Origin of the sequence: Paenibacillus riograndensis SBR5, from assembly GCF_000981585.1 — a bacterium.
Taxonomy (GTDB): Bacteria; Bacillota; Bacilli; order Paenibacillales; family Paenibacillaceae; genus Paenibacillus_AQ; species Paenibacillus_AQ riograndensis.
This window is the reverse complement of the sequence record NZ_LN831776.1, coordinates 5,527,084-5,543,334: the sequence shown is the minus strand read 5'-3', so window position 1 is coordinate 5,543,334 and position 16,251 is coordinate 5,527,084. Positions and strand designations below refer to the sequence as shown.

The following is a 16,251-nucleotide window of genomic DNA, read 5'->3' as shown; positions in this document are numbered from 1 at the left end:
GGATATCTTCAAAAGGGTGCCATGCCCGCTTCTGTCTACCTGTGCTGCAGCTTGGCTGCGCTGCGGGCTTCGAAGCCAAAGTAGCCGGCGGCATTGTTGTAGGCGATATCCTCGACCAACTGTCCAAGCAGGGCCAGATCGTCCGGCGCTTCCCCGCGATCGGCCAGTTCACCCAGCAGCTCACAGAGCACGCGCCGGAAATACTCGTGGCGTGTATACGAGAGGAAGCTGCGCGAATCGGTGAGCATGCCGACAAAATTGCCCAGCAGGCTGTTGTCGGCCAGCAGGGTCAGCTGGCGGCGCATCCCGTCGCGGGTATCGTTATACCACCAGCCGGAGCCGAGCTGAAGCTTGCCTGCGGTATCCTTTTGATAGCAGCCCATCAGCGCAAGCAGGGCAGGGTAATCCCCCGGATTCAGTGAATAGAGGATGGTCTTCGGCAATCCCTTGCCGCATTCGGCCCGGTCCAGCAGCTGCGAGAGCGCCTCAGCCAATGACAGGTCGTTAATTCCGTCGTAACCGGTATCCGGGCCCAGCCGCCGGAACATCGGCGTATTATTGTTGCGGAAAGCGTGCAGGTGCAGCTGCATGGTCCAGTTTTTATCATGGTACATTCCAATCAGCTCCGACAGCAGCTCTGTCCGGTAGACTGTAATCTCTTCCGGAGACAACACCGCGCCTTCCAGACGTTTGGTGAAAATCCGCTCCAGCTGTGAAGCTTCACCTGCCGCCTGATAACGCAGCACATCCAGCGCATGGTCGGACAGCCGGCAGCCGTTCTGATGGAAAAAATCCACACGGCTCCGCAAGGCTTCAACCAGCGCAGCATACGTGGTTACAGCTACTCCGGCAGCTTCCCCCAGCCGGGTCAGCCAAGTGGTGAAGCCATCGGCATCGATATTAAGCGCCTTATCGGGGCGGAAGGTCGGAAAGACCTGAAAGTCCTGCTCCGACTCCTTCAGCAGCCGGTGATATTCCAGGGAATCCGCCGGATCATCGGTGGTGCAGACGGTTTTAACCTTGGAATTCCGGATCAGGCTCCGCCGGGTGTACGCAGGCTCAGCAAGCTTGCGGTTCACTTCCTCCCAGATGGCAGGGGCGGAAGCCTCATTCAGCGTCTCGTTAATCCCGAAGAACCGGCGCAGTTCCAGGTGGGTCCAGCTGTACAGCGGGTTGCCGACAGCCTTGGGGAGCGTACGGGCCCAGGCCAGGAATTTGTCATAATCCGATGCCTCTCCGGTGATATGGGATTCCGGAATCCCGTTGGCCCGCATCAGCCGCCATTTGTAATGATCCCCGGCCAGCCAGGCTTCAGTCAGGTTGCGGAAGGCCTTGTCTTCATAGATTTCCTTCGGGTCGAGGTGGCAATGGTAATCGATGATCGGCATGGTTTTGGCATGATTATGAAAGAGCAGGCGCGCCGTTTCGCTGGTCAACAGAAAATCGTCATTTAAAAACATTGCAATTCTCCCTTTGCTTGGATTGGAATAGGATTAGAGCGTAACTCCGGTTTTGAAAATGGCCAGCTCGCGCACTTCGTTTTGCTCGTTGCGTGTTTTTTGGCCGCTGGCCACATCGATAATGTAGGCGATAAATTCCTCCAGCACATCGGCCATCGGACGCTCCAGCAGCGGTCCGGCATTGAAGTCCATCCAGTGGCCCTTTTTGGCAAAAAGGTCATTGTTGGTCGCCACCTTGACCGTAGGCACAAAGCTGCCGAACGGTGTTCCCCGGCCGGTCGTAAAAAGCACAAGCTGGCAATCCGAAGCGGCGAGGGCGGAGGCTGCCACCAGGTCATTGCCCGGGGCTTGCAGGAGACTGAGACCTTTGCGGCGCAGCTTCACCCCGTAATCCAGCACATCCACAACAGGCGAGCTGCCGGCCTTTTGCGTACAACCCAGCGATTTGTCTTCGAGCGTGCTGATTCCTCCGGCTTTGTTGCCGGGAGAAGGATTCTCGTACACCGGTTCACCGTATGAGAGGAAATACTGCTTGAAGTTATTGATCAGGGAAACGATGTCTTCAAAGACCTCACGGTTCTCCGCACGTGCCATGAGCATCTTCTCCGCTCCGAACATTTCAGGGACCTCGGTCAGCACGGAGGTTCCGCCTTGGGAGATAATGAAGTCGGAAAAAGCGCCCAGCAGCGGATTCGCAGTAATGCCGGAGAATCCATCGGAGCCGCCGCATTTCAGCCCGATGTTCAGCTCGCTGAGCGGAACGGGCTCGCGGACATCATTTTTTGCGGCCTCGTACAGCTCTTCAAGCAGGGCCAGACCGGCTTCTACCTCATCGCCCACCTCTTGGGCGACGAGGAATTTGACCCGGCTCCCGTCATAGTCGCCCAGCATGCTGCGGAATTCGGAGACGATATTATTCTCGCAGCCCAAGCCGAAGACAAGCACGCCCCCGGCGTTGGGATGGTTAACGGCATCCAGCAGGATACTGCGGGTCATGCGGTGGTCGTCGCCAAGCTGCGAGCAGCCGTAAGGGTGCTTAAGCACAGTGAAGTTGTCAAAACCGCCCAGGTCGGGGTGCTCTGCCTTGAACTCCTGCAGCATCTGCTCGGCAATGCCGTTCACGCAGCCAACTGTAGGGATGATGAACAGATCGTTGCGGATGCCGACCTTGCCGTTCGCCCTGCGGTAGCCCTGGAACGTCAGGCCGCGTTTTGGATAGGTAACCGGATGCAGGTCGGGAAGATATTCATATTCTTCTTCTCCGGACAGATTGGTTTTGATGTTATGTGTATGAATCCAGTCACCCGCCCGGATCTCCTCCACCGCATGCCCGATCGGGTATCCGTATTTGGTAATGACATCGCCCTCGGCGAAGCTTGTTAAGGCGATTTTATGGCCCTGCGGAATATCCTGGGCGGCTGTGAGACTAAGCCCTTCAAAGGAAAGTACTTCACCGGAGGCAATCGGACGCAGCGCGACGGCTACTGTATCCCGGGGATTCATTTTCATTAATCGTTTCATGCTGTCCCTCCTATAAAAATGATAAATTAAACTTCTGAACGGACCAACTGCTGCAGTGCGGCACGGCTGTCGGAGCTCTGGAGCTGGTGCAGCCGGGCATCAACAGCTTCAGTAAGACCAGGCACCTGTGTCAGATCCTGGCCCCACAGGCTGACTTCTCTAAGAATTGAAGCAGTGAAGGTGGAGGGCTGGCTCCAGGCCTGATCAAAAACCGCCAGCACCTCGGCACTGTCCTGACGCTTCACGCGGTCGCCCCGGTAGCTTAGCAGCAGCCCGGCAAAAGCCAGTGTAATCAGCGGCGGCAGCTGGCCGCGTTCCTGCTGATACCGGAGGAGCACAGGGAGAAGCCGTGTTTTAAACTTGGAGATGCTGTTCAGTGAAATCGAGGCCAGCTCGTGGCGGATGAACGGGTTTTTGAAGCGCTCCAGCACAGCGTCAGCGTAAGAGAGAAGCTCTTCTTGCGGCAGATCCAGCACCGGAATCAGTTCTTCATCCAAAAGCCTGCGCACAAAGCGGTAGAACGTTTCATCGTTCATCACATCCTCCACGGTTTCAAGCCCTGCCATCATGGCGAGGGGAACCATGGCCGTATGCGGCCCATTCAGCAGGTGAACCTTGCGCTCGCGGTAGAGGGTCATGTCATCCGTAACGACTACGTTAAGTCCGGCCTTCGCCAGCGGAAGCCGCTCGGACAGCCATGCCGGACCTTCAATGACCCAGAAGAGGAACGGCTCTGCGGTTACCATCAGCTTGTCGAGGTAGCCCAGCTCCGCTTCCAGCTCAGCGGCCTTGCCGCGCGGATAGCCCGGAACAATCCGGTCAACCAGACTGCAGCAGAAGGTGTTCTCGTCATCCAGCCACTGCAGGAACGCTTCACCCAGGTTCCATGCTGCGGCGTATTGCCGGACAATTTCCTTCAGCTTTTCCCCATTGCGGTCAATCAGCTCGCAGGGAATGATGACGAAACCTTTTTTGCCCAGCTCAAACCGTCTGTAGAGAAGGGCGGTCAGCTTGGCAGGAAAGCTTGAGGGAGGCGCATCCTCCAAACGGTCTTCCGGCTGATAGGCGATGCCGGCTTCGGTCGTATTGGAGGTGATAAACTCCAGCTCATCATTTTCGGCCAGAGCCAGATACGCTTCATAGTCGCTGTAGGGATTGATCACCCGGCTGACACTGGTGATGATCTCGCGCGAATTGACTGGCTGCTCCTGCATGATGCCGTTCAGCAGTACCGTGTAGAGATTATCCTGCTCGGCCATCAGTCCGCCGATTCCCTGGCCGATCGGCACGACAACCGCCGCACTTCCGTTGAACAGGCCTTGTTGGTTCATCTGCTGCAGCTGCCAGTCTACGAAGGCACGCATGAAATTGCCTTCCCCAAATTGAATCATCCGTTCTGGATATTGCGGCAGGCCGGGTTGAGTGGTTCTGGATAAACGCTGTGTCATAAGGTTCAATAATCTCCTTTTATAAGGTATTGGAATAATGCACACGTGAACATTTTATTCAAAAAAAGAGAGGCTCTTTTTTTATACCTCAGCTACTGTCTGGCGTATGACTAACGATGTGTTCACGAACAGCTGCTGGGGTTGGGTCTCCGGCTGCTGAAGCAGCTGGACCAGCATTTTGGTGCCAAGCTCGCTGATTTCCGTAATCGGTTTGCGGACCGTGGTCAAGGCGGGATTCGTATACCGGGAGAACATAATATCATCGAATCCAAGCAGGGAAATCTGCCCCGGAACATCGGCCTTGTGGGCGTAGCAGGCATTCATCGCGCCAATCGCCATGTCGTCATTGGAGCAGAAAACGGCTGTCGGCGGATCTTCCAGCTGGAGCAGCGCAGCCATAGCCGCATAACCGCTCTCAATGCTGTAGTCACCTGCCGCAAAATAACCGGAGTTCAGCGGGAGGCGATGGGCAATCAGGCTGTCCATGAAACCCTGCTTGCGCTCGCTCGAAGACTTGAAGCCGGGTTTGCCTTCGATAATAGCGAGTTTCCGGTGTCCCTGGCGGACGGCATAGTCAATGGCTTCCTTCACGCCTTCGCGGTCATTTGCCACCACGTTCATAATGCCGGGGTCTTCAAGCTGGCGGTTGAGCACCACTAGTGGAATGCCCATCTTCTTCACATGATAGATGAAGGCATTGTCCTCGTCGCTCTGGCTCATGACCAGAATGCCGTCAAAACGCTGCGGCTGAATATTGCCAAAGTTATGAACGCCGTCAATACCGTTGACCGTCAGGTTGAAGTTCTCATCCAGGATGTGGCTGATTCCCTTGATGGCATCCACTAGGAAGCTGGCCGAGGTCCCTTGCTCAATGCTGGAAAAGAACAGGCCAATGGTGAAGGATCTTTTGGTCACCAGGCTCTTGGCGCTGTAATTGGGGACGTAGTTCATTTCTGCAGCGATTTTTTCTATTTTGTCCCGGGTGACCTTCTTGATCAGCGGGCTGCCGTTCAGCGCCCGGGAAACGGTGGTATGGGAGACGCCGGCGACACGTGCAATGTCTTTGATGGTGATCATAATATCTCTCCGGAAAAATAGAATTGTTAACGATTTCAGTTTACGGCCTCCGCACTGTCAAGTCAAGAAATTATTAAAATGCACACGTTAAAATTTTGTGGCGGAATGCTGCCTCGGGCTTTATAATTTTTTGCTCGCCCGTGTCGGGGCAATGAATGTGAAGGAGATTGCACGACTACGGAGTAATTCTGAAAGGGCTCAAGCTGCTGCGTCTTCTTTGGCACAATGGGACCGGACACCTCTGGAGGCGCATTCTTCTGGCACAAAAAAACCTACCCGCACCTGGTATGGCTGGAAGGTCAGTATATGGGCACGGCTTTTTTGCTATGCTCGTGAAGACGCGCAGGGTGATTGCACTTTGTGCAGCAGAATGGCCAGTATTCTGTGAAAAATAGCATTCTATTGTATTTGCTGCAATTGATTTCTGGAATTCTGGCCTAAAGCACTCTTTACACAGGATTCTGCTGTACAGAGTACAATAGATCCAGTTTTTCGGACTATTTTGGGATGATCTGCTGTACAAAATACAATAGAATGGCCCAAGTCCCTTTTTAAATGTATTTTACTTGTCGCCGGTTTTCTCCCCGGCCGGATTCTTGCCGGAGTTCTCAGGGGAATCGCCGGTCAGGGTTTCCTGCACATTATCCATAATACCTCCGACGATATCGTCCAGCTTGTCCGTAGATGCGGTTTGTCCAGGCCTGATGCTGGCATCAGGAATCTGACTGAATCCGGGGGTTCGTTCGTCTCTGAAATCCGCTTTGTCGCTCATGTCTCTCATTCCTTTCTGCTCTGCAAAAGTTAAGATATGTCCATAATGCCCATCTTATGTAACGATTAACCAAATGGGCGGAACTGAACCACCATGCAGGGGAGAAAGGTATCAAGGCTGTGCCGTAATGCTAAGGGCTGGCAGCCTTTTATCTGGAGTAAGCAGGAAAATTATACTCAAAGCGGAATGTATTTAGGGATGAATTAGGCTTTGTTATGCTGGAATTTCGTGATTTCCCGGTCGTAATGGGAGACGCTGCCGTCGAACCTTTTGAGCCGTACATAGTCTTCAGCAAATTTCTCGACGATTCCGATGCCCACCTGAGAATACATGCCGTCCGGGTCGAGCTGCAGCGCGGACACATAGGTCTGCGATAGGGCGGCGACAAAAAAATCAACATTTTTGACAAGTGTCTGCGGCATGGCTGACATTCCTCCGTTCGTTCGCTTTAGCGCGGGTGTCTACAAAAGCTTTTTATCTATAATACGACAGGCATTGCATTTTGAAAACAAGATTTAATTTGCAAAATATGTGAAAATGACGCTTTCCTGTTGCAGACAAAGGCGGATTATACCTATTTTGCACAAATAGAAGTGCTGCTGAATTGAAGAATTTTAGGCGGCAGAAAGTAAATGTATGGAGGAATCCCAATGAGATTGCTGGTCTCCCAACCCAACCACGAGTCAGGGTTATTGAGGATGCAACAAGAACTTAAGCAGTGGTCCGAATATTGCGATGCAGTGCTCTACCCTGAAGGGTATGTAGCCGATACCGGCAGTGTGCAGACACTCCGCAGTCTTGCCGGGCAGTATAGGAAGCTGATGATTACCAGCTACAAAAATGATAACGGCCAAGACAGAGCGCTAGTGATCGGTCCAGACGGAGAGATTGTATTGGAACGGCCGAAGTCACCGATGCAAGGAGAGCTGTATGCTCCTTCTGTAGTTGCGGCAGGTGCTATCAGGATGGGTTATCTGCTGTGTGTGGAGATTTTACAGGGGCTGAACGGGCTGGAAGGGCATGCTGGAACTCTGGATTTCATCGCCCATCCGATAGGAGTGGGAATGTTCAGTGAAGAACAGTTCGCCTTGTGGACGGAGGAGGCAGCGCGGATCGCTGTGAAATACCAATGCCCCATCATTGGAACCAGCCATGCCGACGGCTCCTACCGGAACTGTGGGGTGTCTATCCCTATATCCTACTGTATAACGGCAAACGGGCAACCGCTGTACATATCACACGCTGACACACGAAGCCGCATTGTGGATTTGAAAAGTGGTACAGTTGCGATTGCTGGAACTGACTACAAGCCTGCTATGAGGTAACACCGCCAGTTGAAGGCTGGACCCTGGTGGTCCATTCATAAATGGGATTGGTTATAAATCGGGGAAAGAGGTGCCGGGATGCCTTTAATCACACCAGGAGGCAAGTACATATACGGCTGGCTTAAGGTAAAAGAAGACCGCACGCTGTTTTTGCCGGACGAGCCGCTTGAAGAGTATGGGATACAGAGATGCAGCAAGCTTTTTATAATGTCGGGGAGCGGAACCTCAGGAGGATTCAGTGTAATGTCGAGAGGGATGCTGGAAGTCCACAAATCCTACCTCCTTGATGTTTTGAAAAAGGATCCTGTCCTGTTTAACCAGACTGAGGAAGGCTACATATACCGTACCAAACAGAGAATATTCAGCTGGGTTTACCTGGATGAGCGAAATGTTATCTCGTTTCCTGAAAATGTTATGGAAGCCATGGGTATCAGCATACAGGATGAGCTGTTAAGCATCCGTTCCAGCAATGTTGCTTTTGTAAATATTTTGCAAGGTCCGATCGTGGACAGGGCCAGAAAAAGCACAGAGCTTAAACATTACTCATAATCCTGCGGACCAAATATGACATTCAGCTGTCCGGTTACTTATGTTACGCTGTGTTCTGGCTACACTTGTACCAGAAGTGCAATACACTGCGCAGGCAGTAACCGGCAGGAGGAGACAGAAATGGCGGAACCGTTAAAAGCAATGTACAATGAGGGATTTCTGCGCAGCTTCGGCACGAAGCTGCAGTCCGTATATAGCGGGTTTGATCTGGAGGGATTCGTCACTGCGGCGATGAAGGACCCTTGGGAGGAACTGGAGCTGAAGGGCCGGATGCGGCGGATCACGGAGACGCTGGGAACATTTTTGCCCCGGCGGTATGAGGATGCTCTGGAAATTCTGTTTGCGATAGATAAAGAATGTGTAGGCTTCCCGTATCTGATCTTCCCCGATTTCGTTGAAGTATTCGGAGGAAGCGAAGAGCACTGGGAGCTGTCGATGTCGGCGCTGGAACGCTTCACGCCCAAATCGTCGGCAGAATTTGCCGTCCGGCCGTTTCTGCTGCGGGACCCGCAGCGGATGATGGCGCAGATGCTGCGCTGGTCGCAGCACCCGGACGAGCATGTGCGGCGGCTGTCGAGCGAGGGCAGCCGGCCCCGCCTTCCCTGGGGCCAGGCGCTGCCCATGTTCAAGCATGACCCGTCGCCGGTGCTCCCGGTGCTGGAGCAGCTGAAGGCAGACTCTTCGCTATACGTGCGCAAGAGTGTGGCGAACAATCTCAATGACATCGCCAAGGATCACCCCGGTGTCGTGATTGATATTGTCCGGCGCTGGAAGGGCGTGAATGCGCACACGGACTGGATCGTGCGGCATGGCTGCCGCACGCTGATCCGCAAAGCGAACCCTGAGATTATGGCGCTTTTTGGTTATGCAGGCCAGGAGGACGAATCCCCGCTTGCCGTCAGCGCCGTCCTGTCTGTGGAGCCTGCGGAACTGCCGATAGGCGGGAGCTGTGAGCTGGCCTATGCCCTTGCCGTCCGCGAGGGGGATGAGGCCCGTATACGTATAGAATACGGAATTGATTTTGTAAAAGCCGGGGGCAAAACCTCGCGCAAGCTGTTCCTGCTCTCGGATAAAACGGTTCCGGGAGGCACCCGGCTATCCGGAAAACGGACCCACCGCTGGGTGGATCTGACCACCCGCCGCCATTATGCGGGGGAACATAAGATCACCCTGCTGGTGAACGGCCGGGAAGCCGCATCTGCAGTGCTTGTACTGAAGCCGCAGCGCAAAGGAGACTTGGAGCTATGATTACGAATAGACTCCGCTGCCCCGCTATGCTGCGAATCTAGGAGGAGTTATACGGAGCGAATGCGTCCGCCTAAAAGCTTTCCGTAGGAAAGCTCGCTATCTTCAGCATAGGCAGTCTGCGGATTTCCACCGCGAAGTGCGGGAATAATCAAGAAATCAAAATGTGGATATCTTGGGAGCCTCAGAGGATATAAGCGATGCAGAAGGATTTGGCTCCAGCAGCGGACTGAAGCGGACTGAGGAGCCCTTATTTTATCAAAAACCTTGTTTTTTCAGCAGTTACGGACTCAGGAGCCGTTATATTGTTCGATCGAGCCTGGAATAAAGGGGAAAGGGACAAATAAAGGCATCTCAGTCCGTTTAACCTGCGGAATAGACGAATCTGCTATCCATAACGGCTTCCTGTCCGTAACGGCTGCGGATCGATCGCGAAGGAATAGGGCGATCTGTCTTTACCGGCTTCTTCGCAGGTACTAGTTGGAAAAAGGGAACTTATTTTTCCGAAAATTAAGTAATCTTGAGATTGAAGTGGAAAAAGTAAACTTAATTGGGCTGCTTTTCTTGAAAAATGGGTAAATGAGCTGAATTAGTGTCCCTTTTTCCACTTCATCTGCCCGAGGATAGGGTACTCCAGCAAATTAGTGTCCCTTTTTCCACTTAAAGAGTTGCCGTAGGATTCACGGGGAATCGTTCTCCAGGTAACGCTAGAACCAAGACGGCTGCGCTGTCCCGGGGAGGACGGCGCAGCCGTCTCTACTAGCTGGACAAGTGGCGTTCTTTAATCATTGCGAGGCTGCTTCTGCTTGCCCATATCAGACTAACCGTTAGACTCATGCCGGCCTAATCATGTATATTCCCCGCCATCTTGAGGCGTTTGGCAATTTCCTTGAATTCCTCAGCGGAAATGCCCGGTGCGAACTCTTCCTTGGATTCTGGCGCTTCAGGGATAGGCACGCCTTCAGGTACCCCCTGAATTACCTCCAGCGGAAGGCCGTCTTCAGGATGGGTGCCCTTCCAGATCTGTCCAATAGAGCTGAAATCTTTGTTGCTCCAAGTGTACAGCTTGGTGTGCACCCCTTTTTCTTCATATTTGGCAGCTTCGGTAAATGACTTGTTGCTGAGGGAAGGGACGGGCACGAGCTTGGTTACGTTGACGCCCGTTGCAATCTCCAGCGCTTTGGCATAGGCCACCACATGGACTCCGCCGCGGACGAGCAGGAAACCGACTACCGCACGCGCAGCCGGATGATCCGTCATTTCATAGACCTTCATTTTGTGTGTTCTTGCTCCGCATTCCAGGAAGAAGTTATGCAGCAGATCCTCCACCAGGTTGCCGCTGTTGAACACGTTGGCCCCGGTCCATGGATTGCCCATGGAATCGAACGGCATCGCCCCCTGGGCTCCGGCCAGGAAGTGATAGGACAGACGGGCATCTTTTACGGCATGCAGCGGGGTAGAATCCGGTTGTTTGTACGCTGTCGAGCCTCTGAGGCATTTATTTACCGCATGCGATACCAGCTCGACGTGGCCCAGCTCTTCGGCCGTTATACTCATTACCAGATCGTAGAAGGGCTTCAGCTTGTCTTTGGAACGGAAGTTAAAAGATTGATAGAGATAATTGTTAAGTGTGGACATCTCGCCGAATTTTCCTCCGAGCAGTTCTTGTACGGCGGCTGCGGCATTAGGGTCCGGCTTCTCGACATCGGGAATCTCGATCATGATCTCATCCATGCGTTGGAACATTGAATAGTCATCCTTCTTAGCGCTTCAGCAGAAGTGTGTATCCTACCGCCCTAACTTAAACGCAATCCCCTGTTCCTAAACATTTTGATTTCCAACAACATCCATTCTCACAGCATAAAGACACCCGGAAATTCACAAATTTGTATTTATGTAGCAAAAATACTGGCTATAATTGTTGAAGCTTTGTAAATTCGTTAGCTCCCATAACCGTAAAGAGGTGCTCCCCCGGCAGTTAAGCCATGAGGAAGCACACCTTTGCGGTGATGTTGTAATTATTTTTTGACCTCGGTTACACCGGTTACTTTCCCCTGGTCTGCTGCACTGTAGGTGGCCTGGTATTTATCATCGGAGAAATAGACATTGCCCTCAATGGTGGCATTCACCACTTTGAAGCCGTTCGCTTCCACATAGACATCGCCAACAAAAGTGCCGCCTTGGATCTGGGTATTTTCACTTTTGATCGTAATTTTGGGAGCCGCCAGTCTAAAAGAGTTGGTGATATTGTGATCCGCATCCTGCGTGTACAGCGCGATTTTGCGTGCCGGTTTACCCTTGTTGCTGAATTCTCCTTCGACGACGAGATCCTCCGTAAAGCTCAGATCCTTCAGTGTGGCGGCAATCCAGGTGCCCTCCTTGCTGATCGCCTTTTTGAAATCCTCGCCGTTGTCAACCACGGAAGCCGAGGTTACAGCATCTGGTGCAGCGGTGGCAGTGCTGGTGTTCCCGTTGTTTGCCGGCGTATTTGTGCCTGCCGTGTTATTGTTGTTAGCTGAGCTTCCGCATCCGACAAGCAGGGTTAGAACGAATATCGCCGCTAAGGCTGCAAGCTTTTTCATGTGAATGTCCTCCCTCTGGTTAATATTTACCGAACGTTCTATAAATGATAAAATAAAAGCAGAAAGGGGCATGATCATGGCAAGAAGCAAAGAATTTGATGTCGACAACGTGCTGGGCAAGGCGATGAATGTTTTTTGGCAGCAGGGCTATGAGAAAACCTCGATGCAGGATCTGGTCGCCGGTATGGGCATTCACAAGCGGAGCATGTACGATACTTTTGGTGACAAGCATTCTTTATATATAAAATCCATGGAACGTTTTGCAGACATGACGGCCAGCAGAATGGAAGGGCGCGTAGAAGGCGTGGATTCCGCCAAAGAAGCCATCCGCCGGCTGTTCGATATGATCATCTATAAGCAGGAGATGGACCCCGCAGGCTGTCTGCTTGTGAACTCGGCTGTTGAACTGGCCAATCACGACCCGGAGACCACCTCCAGGGTAAACGATGCGTTTCTCAATGCGGAGCGGCTGCTGGAACAATTGATAACCCGCGGGCAGGCGAGCGGAGAAATCGCTGAACATCACCGGGCGGCTGACCTTGCGGTATTCCTGCATAATGCGCTGGTAGGGCTTCGGGTCATGGTCAAAATCAACCCGGACCCAAGCAAGCTGCAGAGAATTGCCGATACTACACTTGCGGTGCTGGACTAATTTCCATGGGGATATTATGAACCCCTAGCCGGGTTATTATCCGCCGGATTATGCTGCGGCTTCAGGCTTCGTTATTTTGGACTTCAAACTCGCCGCTGTTTGGATTACAATATTCTTTTGAGCTGCAATTGCGGGAGGAAGGGGGAAATCACAATGGCTAAGCAGAAATACTATGTAGTCTGGGAAGGCAAAAAGCCGGGTGTATACGGAACATGGGCGGAATGCCAGGCACAGACGGATCATTATACGGGTGCAAAATATAAATCCTATGAATCCAGGGCCGCAGCGGATGCCGCCTACAAAGCAGGCTGGAAGGGCAATTGGGGAAGCGGAGCAGCCGCAGCCGGAGCAGGCAAAAGCAAACCGGCAAGCTCCTATAAGCGCAGCACAGCCGAAGCCGCCCCGGCAGAGATTGAGTATGACAGCATTTCCGTGGATGTGGGGACGCGGGGCAACCCCGGGCCTGTGGAATATAAGGGTGTGGATACGCAGACCGGAGACATTATTTTTTCCTGCGGACCTATATCTAAAGGCACCAATAATCTTGGCGAGTTCCTGGCGATTGTCCACGCGCTGGCCCTGCTGAAGAAAGAGGGCAGCAGCCGGACGATCTACAGCGATTCCGTGAATGCCATGAAATGGGTCAAGCAGAAGAAGGTGGCCACCACACTGCCGCGCGATGCTTCCACAGAGGAAATCTGGACACTGATCGACCGCGCGGAACGCTGGCTGCAGACGAATACATATACCAACAAAATCCTGAAGTGGCAAACCAGAGAATGGGGAGAGATCAAGGCGGATTACGGGCGGAAATAATCTGCCGGGAGCCGGCTATATTTTGGGTAATAACAGGTAATGAATGAATAACACGCATGGGAGCGGAAGGAGAACGGAGATGTTTGGCAACGATTGGGATGATATCCTGCAGGAAGAAACGCAGAAGCCCTATTTTCAGGAGCTGCGTTATGCGCTGGCACGGGAGTACAAGCAGTACACGGTCTACCCGCCTAAGGAGGAACTGTTCTCGGCACTTAAGCTGACGCCATACAACAGCACGCGGGTAGTTATTCTGGGGCAGGACCCCTATCATGGAGCAGGACAGGCACATGGACTCAGCTTCTCGGTCAAACCGGGAGTGCGGGTACCGCCTTCCCTGCGCAATATCTACACAGAACTGCATGATGACATGGGTGTTTCCATTCCGAACCACGGCTCGCTGCTGCATTGGGCAGAGGAAGGGGTGCTGCTGCTGAATGCTGTACTGACCGTACGGGAAGGCCAGCCGAACTCCCATAAAGGGCTGGGCTGGGAGACTTTCACCGATGCGGTGATGGAGAAGCTGAATGAGCGGAAGGCGCCTCTGGTTTTTATCCTGTGGGGCAGCCATGCCCAGCAAAAAGGGGCCTATATCGACCGCAGCCGCCACCTGGTAATCCAGTCTCCGCATCCCAGCCCATTCTCGGCGCACCGGGGGTTTCTGGGCAGCCGGCCGTTTTCCCGGGCCAACCAGTATCTGGAGTCGCATGGCTTACAGGGAATAGATTGGTCCATACCGAATATATAGTCAGCTCAGACACAGCAAAGGGGGTGGGGCCATGAAGCATTGGGTAGGCAGGCCCGTCATTATGTACTGCGGCGAAGAACCCTACACGATCATGAAGGGTGTTCTGCGCAAATGGGACCCGGCGGCTTCGGTGGCAGTAATTGGCCATCAGGAAATCACGGTGCCTTTTCGTGACATTGTATTCATCAAGGCTCTGGCCCCCAAGGAGAGAGCCCTGGCCCCGACGCTGCATGCGGTCGGATACGTCATGAGAGAACGCCAGCAGTTCGACAATGCGATCTATTTCAAATCGGCAGTAACCGTCTGGAAGGGCGATCAGCTGATTGCTTACAATACAACAATTACTTCTCATACCAAGGGCTCCGTTACGCTGAAGGATGGACAGAATCTGCTGAAAGGCAGCCATGTCTTTGTAGTACGTTCCCTCCGGGGCTGAACGGTTCCAGCAGCAAAAGACGCAGGTTTCTCCGTGAGAGAGGCTTGCGTCTTTTTTAACCTAGGGTCTCCAAGGAGCCGACTGAAGCGGACAGAGGAACCCTTATTTTGCCAAAAATCTTACTTTATCTACAGTTACGGACTCAGGAGACGTTATCACGTTCGATGGAGCCTGGAATCAAGGGGAAAGGGACAAATAAAGGCATCTCTGTCCGTTAGCCCTGCGGAATAGCCGAAGCTTCTATCCATAACGTCTCTCCTGTCCGTAACGGCTGCGGATCGATCGCGAAGGAATAGGGCGATCCGTCTTTACCGGCTTCTTCGCAGGTGCTAGTTGGAAAAAGGGAACTTATTTTTCCGAAAATTAAGAAATCCTGAGATTGAAGTGGAAAAAGTAAACCTAATCACCCATGGCCTGGCGGCCACCGTCGGTCATGAAAATCAGGTGAAGTCAGAGTATATATTTGGTAAAATCGTGCTGTGGATCAGAGGTCGATTCAATATTGGTGAAACATCCCGTAACCTAATCTGACCAACTGCAACGACGAGGATCGCCGAGTGTTGCCACGAGCACGTGTATAAAATTTCACCTCTTTAGGTTGCATGATCCACGCATACTTTTAGCTTGGAGGTAGGGAATATGGATGCCATTCGTGAACGCTGTGCCGGGTTGGATATTCATCAGGAGACGGTGGTGGTTTGTCTACTGAGTGGCCCCCTGGAGAAGAAACCCAAGTCCGTGATCGAGACGTTTGGAACCACGACCCGCGAGCTTTTGAGATTACAGGAGTGGCTGGAGCAGCAGGGATGTACCGAGATTGCCATGGAAAGTACAGGGGTCTTTTGGAAACCCGTGTGGAACATTCTAGAAAGCACCTGTACGATCACGCTGGCCAACCCGCAACGCATCCGCAATATGCCCGGGAAGAAGACCGACGTCAAGGATGCCGAGTGGATCGCCAAGCTCCACCGCTGCGGCTTGATTGAGGGAAGCTTTGTCCCGGACGAGCCCATCCGCGATTTGCGTGACCTTACCCGGTATCTGCGCAAGCTTAAGCAAAACGCGACGCAAGAAAAGAACCGGATTCACAAAATTCTACAAGATGCCAACATTAAACTGACCACGTATGTCTCCGATCTTTTTGGCGTTTCCGGTCGTGCGCTACTGGACTCGATTGTGAATGGCGAAGTGCTGGAGGTGCATGAGGTCCGCAAGCTGGTGCATACCCGGCTGAAGATGAAGGTGCCTTCACTGGTCGAAGCGATGAACGGCCGACTACGTCTGCATCACCGGAAGATGATCCGGCGTCATTGGGATCATTTGCAGTATCTGGAGAGTGAAATGCAGACGTTGGAAGCTGAAATTGAGGAACTGGTGCAACCATACAGGAAGGAAATTGAACTGCTGGATACCATTCCAGGCGTGAGCACGGATGCCGCGGCGAGCATCGTGGCGGAACTGGGTACCGACGTGTCTCCTTTTCCAAGTGAAGCTCATCTGGCCTCTTGGGTCGGGGTGTGTCCAGCCAACCATGAGAGCGCCGGTAAAAAAAAAGTAAAAAGAACCAACGCGGGAACCGAGGTCTGAAAGCCGTACTCGTCCAGTGCGCTTGGGCAGCGA

Annotated in this window: 17 protein-coding genes; 9 read left to right on the top strand and 8 right to left on the bottom strand. The window is 52.9% G+C overall.

Annotation, left to right across the window (positions count from 1 at the left end):
• Positions 1–35 precede the first annotated feature (35 nt).
• From uxaC to PRIO_RS23610, 6 genes are all read right to left on the bottom strand, one after another.
• Positions 36–1,460, bottom strand: coding sequence for a glucuronate isomerase (gene uxaC / locus PRIO_RS23635; protein WP_020428995.1), 1,425 nt, complete (start codon positions 1,458–1,460; stop codon positions 36–38).
• A 33-nt stretch (positions 1,461–1,493) separates the two neighbouring features.
• On the bottom strand, positions 1,494–2,981 hold the full coding sequence (locus tag PRIO_RS23630) for a UxaA family hydrolase (RefSeq protein ID WP_020428993.1): 1,488 nt from the start codon (positions 2,979–2,981) through the stop codon (positions 1,494–1,496).
• Between the two features lie 26 nt (positions 2,982–3,007).
• The gene (locus PRIO_RS23625) at positions 3,008–4,429 is read right to left on the bottom strand and encodes a tagaturonate reductase (RefSeq protein WP_020428992.1); all 1,422 of its coding nucleotides are present in this window, start codon (positions 4,427–4,429) and stop codon (positions 3,008–3,010) included.
• Positions 4,430–4,510: 81 nt separating this feature from the next.
• Complete coding sequence (locus tag PRIO_RS23620) at positions 4,511–5,506, bottom strand: LacI family DNA-binding transcriptional regulator (protein ID WP_020428990.1); 996 nt, start codon at positions 5,504–5,506, stop codon at positions 4,511–4,513.
• Positions 5,507–6,068: 562 nt separating this feature from the next.
• On the bottom strand, positions 6,069–6,278 hold the full coding sequence (locus PRIO_RS23615) for a hypothetical protein (protein WP_020428988.1): 210 nt from the start codon (positions 6,276–6,278) through the stop codon (positions 6,069–6,071).
• A 203-nt stretch (positions 6,279–6,481) separates the two neighbouring features.
• Positions 6,482–6,700: a hypothetical protein gene (locus PRIO_RS23610; protein WP_020428986.1), complete on the bottom strand. Its 219-nt coding sequence runs from the start codon at positions 6,698–6,700 to the stop codon at positions 6,482–6,484.
• Between the two features lie 276 nt (positions 6,701–6,976).
• Between PRIO_RS23610 and PRIO_RS23605 the strand changes: the two genes are divergently transcribed.
• From PRIO_RS23605 to PRIO_RS23595, 3 genes are all read left to right on the top strand, one after another.
• Positions 6,977–7,603 (top strand): hypothetical protein, encoded by a 627-nt coding sequence (locus tag PRIO_RS23605; protein WP_197545362.1) that lies wholly within the window; start codon positions 6,977–6,979, stop codon positions 7,601–7,603.
• A gap of 150 nt (positions 7,604–7,753) precedes the next feature.
• Entirely contained in the window at positions 7,754–8,152 is a 399-nt protein-coding gene (locus PRIO_RS23600; protein WP_141639115.1) for a hypothetical protein, read from the top strand.
• A gap of 120 nt (positions 8,153–8,272) precedes the next feature.
• The gene (locus tag PRIO_RS23595; protein ID WP_020428979.1) at positions 8,273–9,400 is read left to right on the top strand and encodes a DNA alkylation repair protein; all 1,128 of its coding nucleotides are present in this window, start codon (positions 8,273–8,275) and stop codon (positions 9,398–9,400) included.
• 840 nt (positions 9,401–10,240) lie between these two features.
• Here the strand turns inward: PRIO_RS23595 and PRIO_RS23590 are convergent.
• Both PRIO_RS23590 and PRIO_RS23585 read right to left on the bottom strand, forming a co-directional pair.
• Entirely contained in the window at positions 10,241–11,143 is a 903-nt protein-coding gene (locus PRIO_RS23590; RefSeq protein ID WP_020427220.1) for a manganese catalase family protein, read from the bottom strand.
• A 272-nt stretch (positions 11,144–11,415) separates the two neighbouring features.
• Positions 11,416–11,979 carry a hypothetical protein gene (locus PRIO_RS23585; protein ID WP_020427219.1) on the bottom strand — a complete coding sequence of 188 codons (564 nt, stop codon included), beginning with the start codon at positions 11,977–11,979 and terminating at the stop codon, positions 11,416–11,418.
• Positions 11,980–12,055: 76 nt separating this feature from the next.
• Here PRIO_RS23585 and PRIO_RS23580 point away from each other — a divergent pair, with 76 nt between their 5' ends.
• The 6 genes from PRIO_RS23580 (at position 12,056) to PRIO_RS23555 (ending at position 16,218) form a co-directional block, all read left to right on the top strand.
• Positions 12,056–12,631 (top strand): TetR/AcrR family transcriptional regulator, encoded by a 576-nt coding sequence (locus PRIO_RS23580; RefSeq protein ID WP_046507329.1) that lies wholly within the window; start codon positions 12,056–12,058, stop codon positions 12,629–12,631.
• Between the two features lie 153 nt (positions 12,632–12,784).
• The gene (gene rnhA / locus PRIO_RS23575) at positions 12,785–13,447 is read left to right on the top strand and encodes a ribonuclease H (RefSeq protein WP_020427217.1); all 663 of its coding nucleotides are present in this window, start codon (positions 12,785–12,787) and stop codon (positions 13,445–13,447) included.
• 79 nt (positions 13,448–13,526) lie between these two features.
• The gene (locus tag PRIO_RS23570) at positions 13,527–14,195 is read left to right on the top strand and encodes a uracil-DNA glycosylase (protein ID WP_020427216.1); all 669 of its coding nucleotides are present in this window, start codon (positions 13,527–13,529) and stop codon (positions 14,193–14,195) included.
• Positions 14,196–14,226: 31 nt separating this feature from the next.
• Positions 14,227–14,631: a hypothetical protein gene (locus PRIO_RS23565; protein WP_020427215.1), complete on the top strand. Its 405-nt coding sequence runs from the start codon at positions 14,227–14,229 to the stop codon at positions 14,629–14,631.
• 333 nt (positions 14,632–14,964) lie between these two features.
• Positions 14,965–15,162 carry a hypothetical protein gene (locus PRIO_RS23560; protein WP_046503097.1) on the top strand — a complete coding sequence of 66 codons (198 nt, stop codon included), beginning with the start codon at positions 14,965–14,967 and terminating at the stop codon, positions 15,160–15,162.
• 108 nt (positions 15,163–15,270) lie between these two features.
• Entirely contained in the window at positions 15,271–16,218 is a 948-nt protein-coding gene (locus PRIO_RS23555) for an IS110 family RNA-guided transposase (protein WP_046501296.1), read from the top strand.
• Positions 16,219–16,251: the final 33 nt, after the last annotated feature.

Excerpts from the sequence above, each read along its gene's own strand:
- PRIO_RS23580 (WP_046507329.1), top strand. The coding sequence starts at position 12,056 with ATGGCAAGAAGCAAAGAATTTGATGTCGACAACGTGCTGGGCAAGGCG.
- PRIO_RS23570 (WP_020427216.1), top strand. The coding sequence starts at position 13,527 with ATGTTTGGCAACGATTGGGATGATATCCTGCAGGAAGAAACGCAGAAG.
- PRIO_RS23615 (WP_020428988.1), bottom strand. The coding sequence starts at position 6,278 with ATGAGCGACAAAGCGGATTTCAGAGACGAACGAACCCCCGGATTCAGT.
- PRIO_RS23620 (WP_020428990.1), bottom strand. The coding sequence starts at position 5,506 with ATGATCACCATCAAAGACATTGCACGTGTCGCCGGCGTCTCCCATACC.
- PRIO_RS23590 (WP_020427220.1), bottom strand. The coding sequence starts at position 11,143 with ATGTTCCAACGCATGGATGAGATCATGATCGAGATTCCCGATGTCGAG.
- PRIO_RS23555 (WP_046501296.1), top strand. The coding sequence starts at position 15,271 with ATGGATGCCATTCGTGAACGCTGTGCCGGGTTGGATATTCATCAGGAG.
- PRIO_RS23595 (WP_020428979.1), top strand. The coding sequence starts at position 8,273 with ATGGCGGAACCGTTAAAAGCAATGTACAATGAGGGATTTCTGCGCAGC.
- uxaC (WP_020428995.1), bottom strand. The coding sequence starts at position 1,460 with ATGTTTTTAAATGACGATTTTCTGTTGACCAGCGAAACGGCGCGCCTG.
- PRIO_RS23610 (WP_020428986.1), bottom strand. The coding sequence starts at position 6,700 with ATGCCGCAGACACTTGTCAAAAATGTTGATTTTTTTGTCGCCGCCCTA.
- PRIO_RS23630 (WP_020428993.1), bottom strand. The coding sequence starts at position 2,981 with ATGAAACGATTAATGAAAATGAATCCCCGGGATACAGTAGCCGTCGCG.
- rnhA (WP_020427217.1), top strand. The coding sequence starts at position 12,785 with ATGGCTAAGCAGAAATACTATGTAGTCTGGGAAGGCAAAAAGCCGGGT.
- PRIO_RS23585 (WP_020427219.1), bottom strand. The coding sequence starts at position 11,979 with ATGAAAAAGCTTGCAGCCTTAGCGGCGATATTCGTTCTAACCCTGCTT.
- PRIO_RS23625 (WP_020428992.1), bottom strand. The coding sequence starts at position 4,429 with ATGACACAGCGTTTATCCAGAACCACTCAACCCGGCCTGCCGCAATAT.
- PRIO_RS23565 (WP_020427215.1), top strand. The coding sequence starts at position 14,227 with ATGAAGCATTGGGTAGGCAGGCCCGTCATTATGTACTGCGGCGAAGAA.
- PRIO_RS23605 (WP_197545362.1), top strand. The coding sequence starts at position 6,977 with ATGCAACAAGAACTTAAGCAGTGGTCCGAATATTGCGATGCAGTGCTC.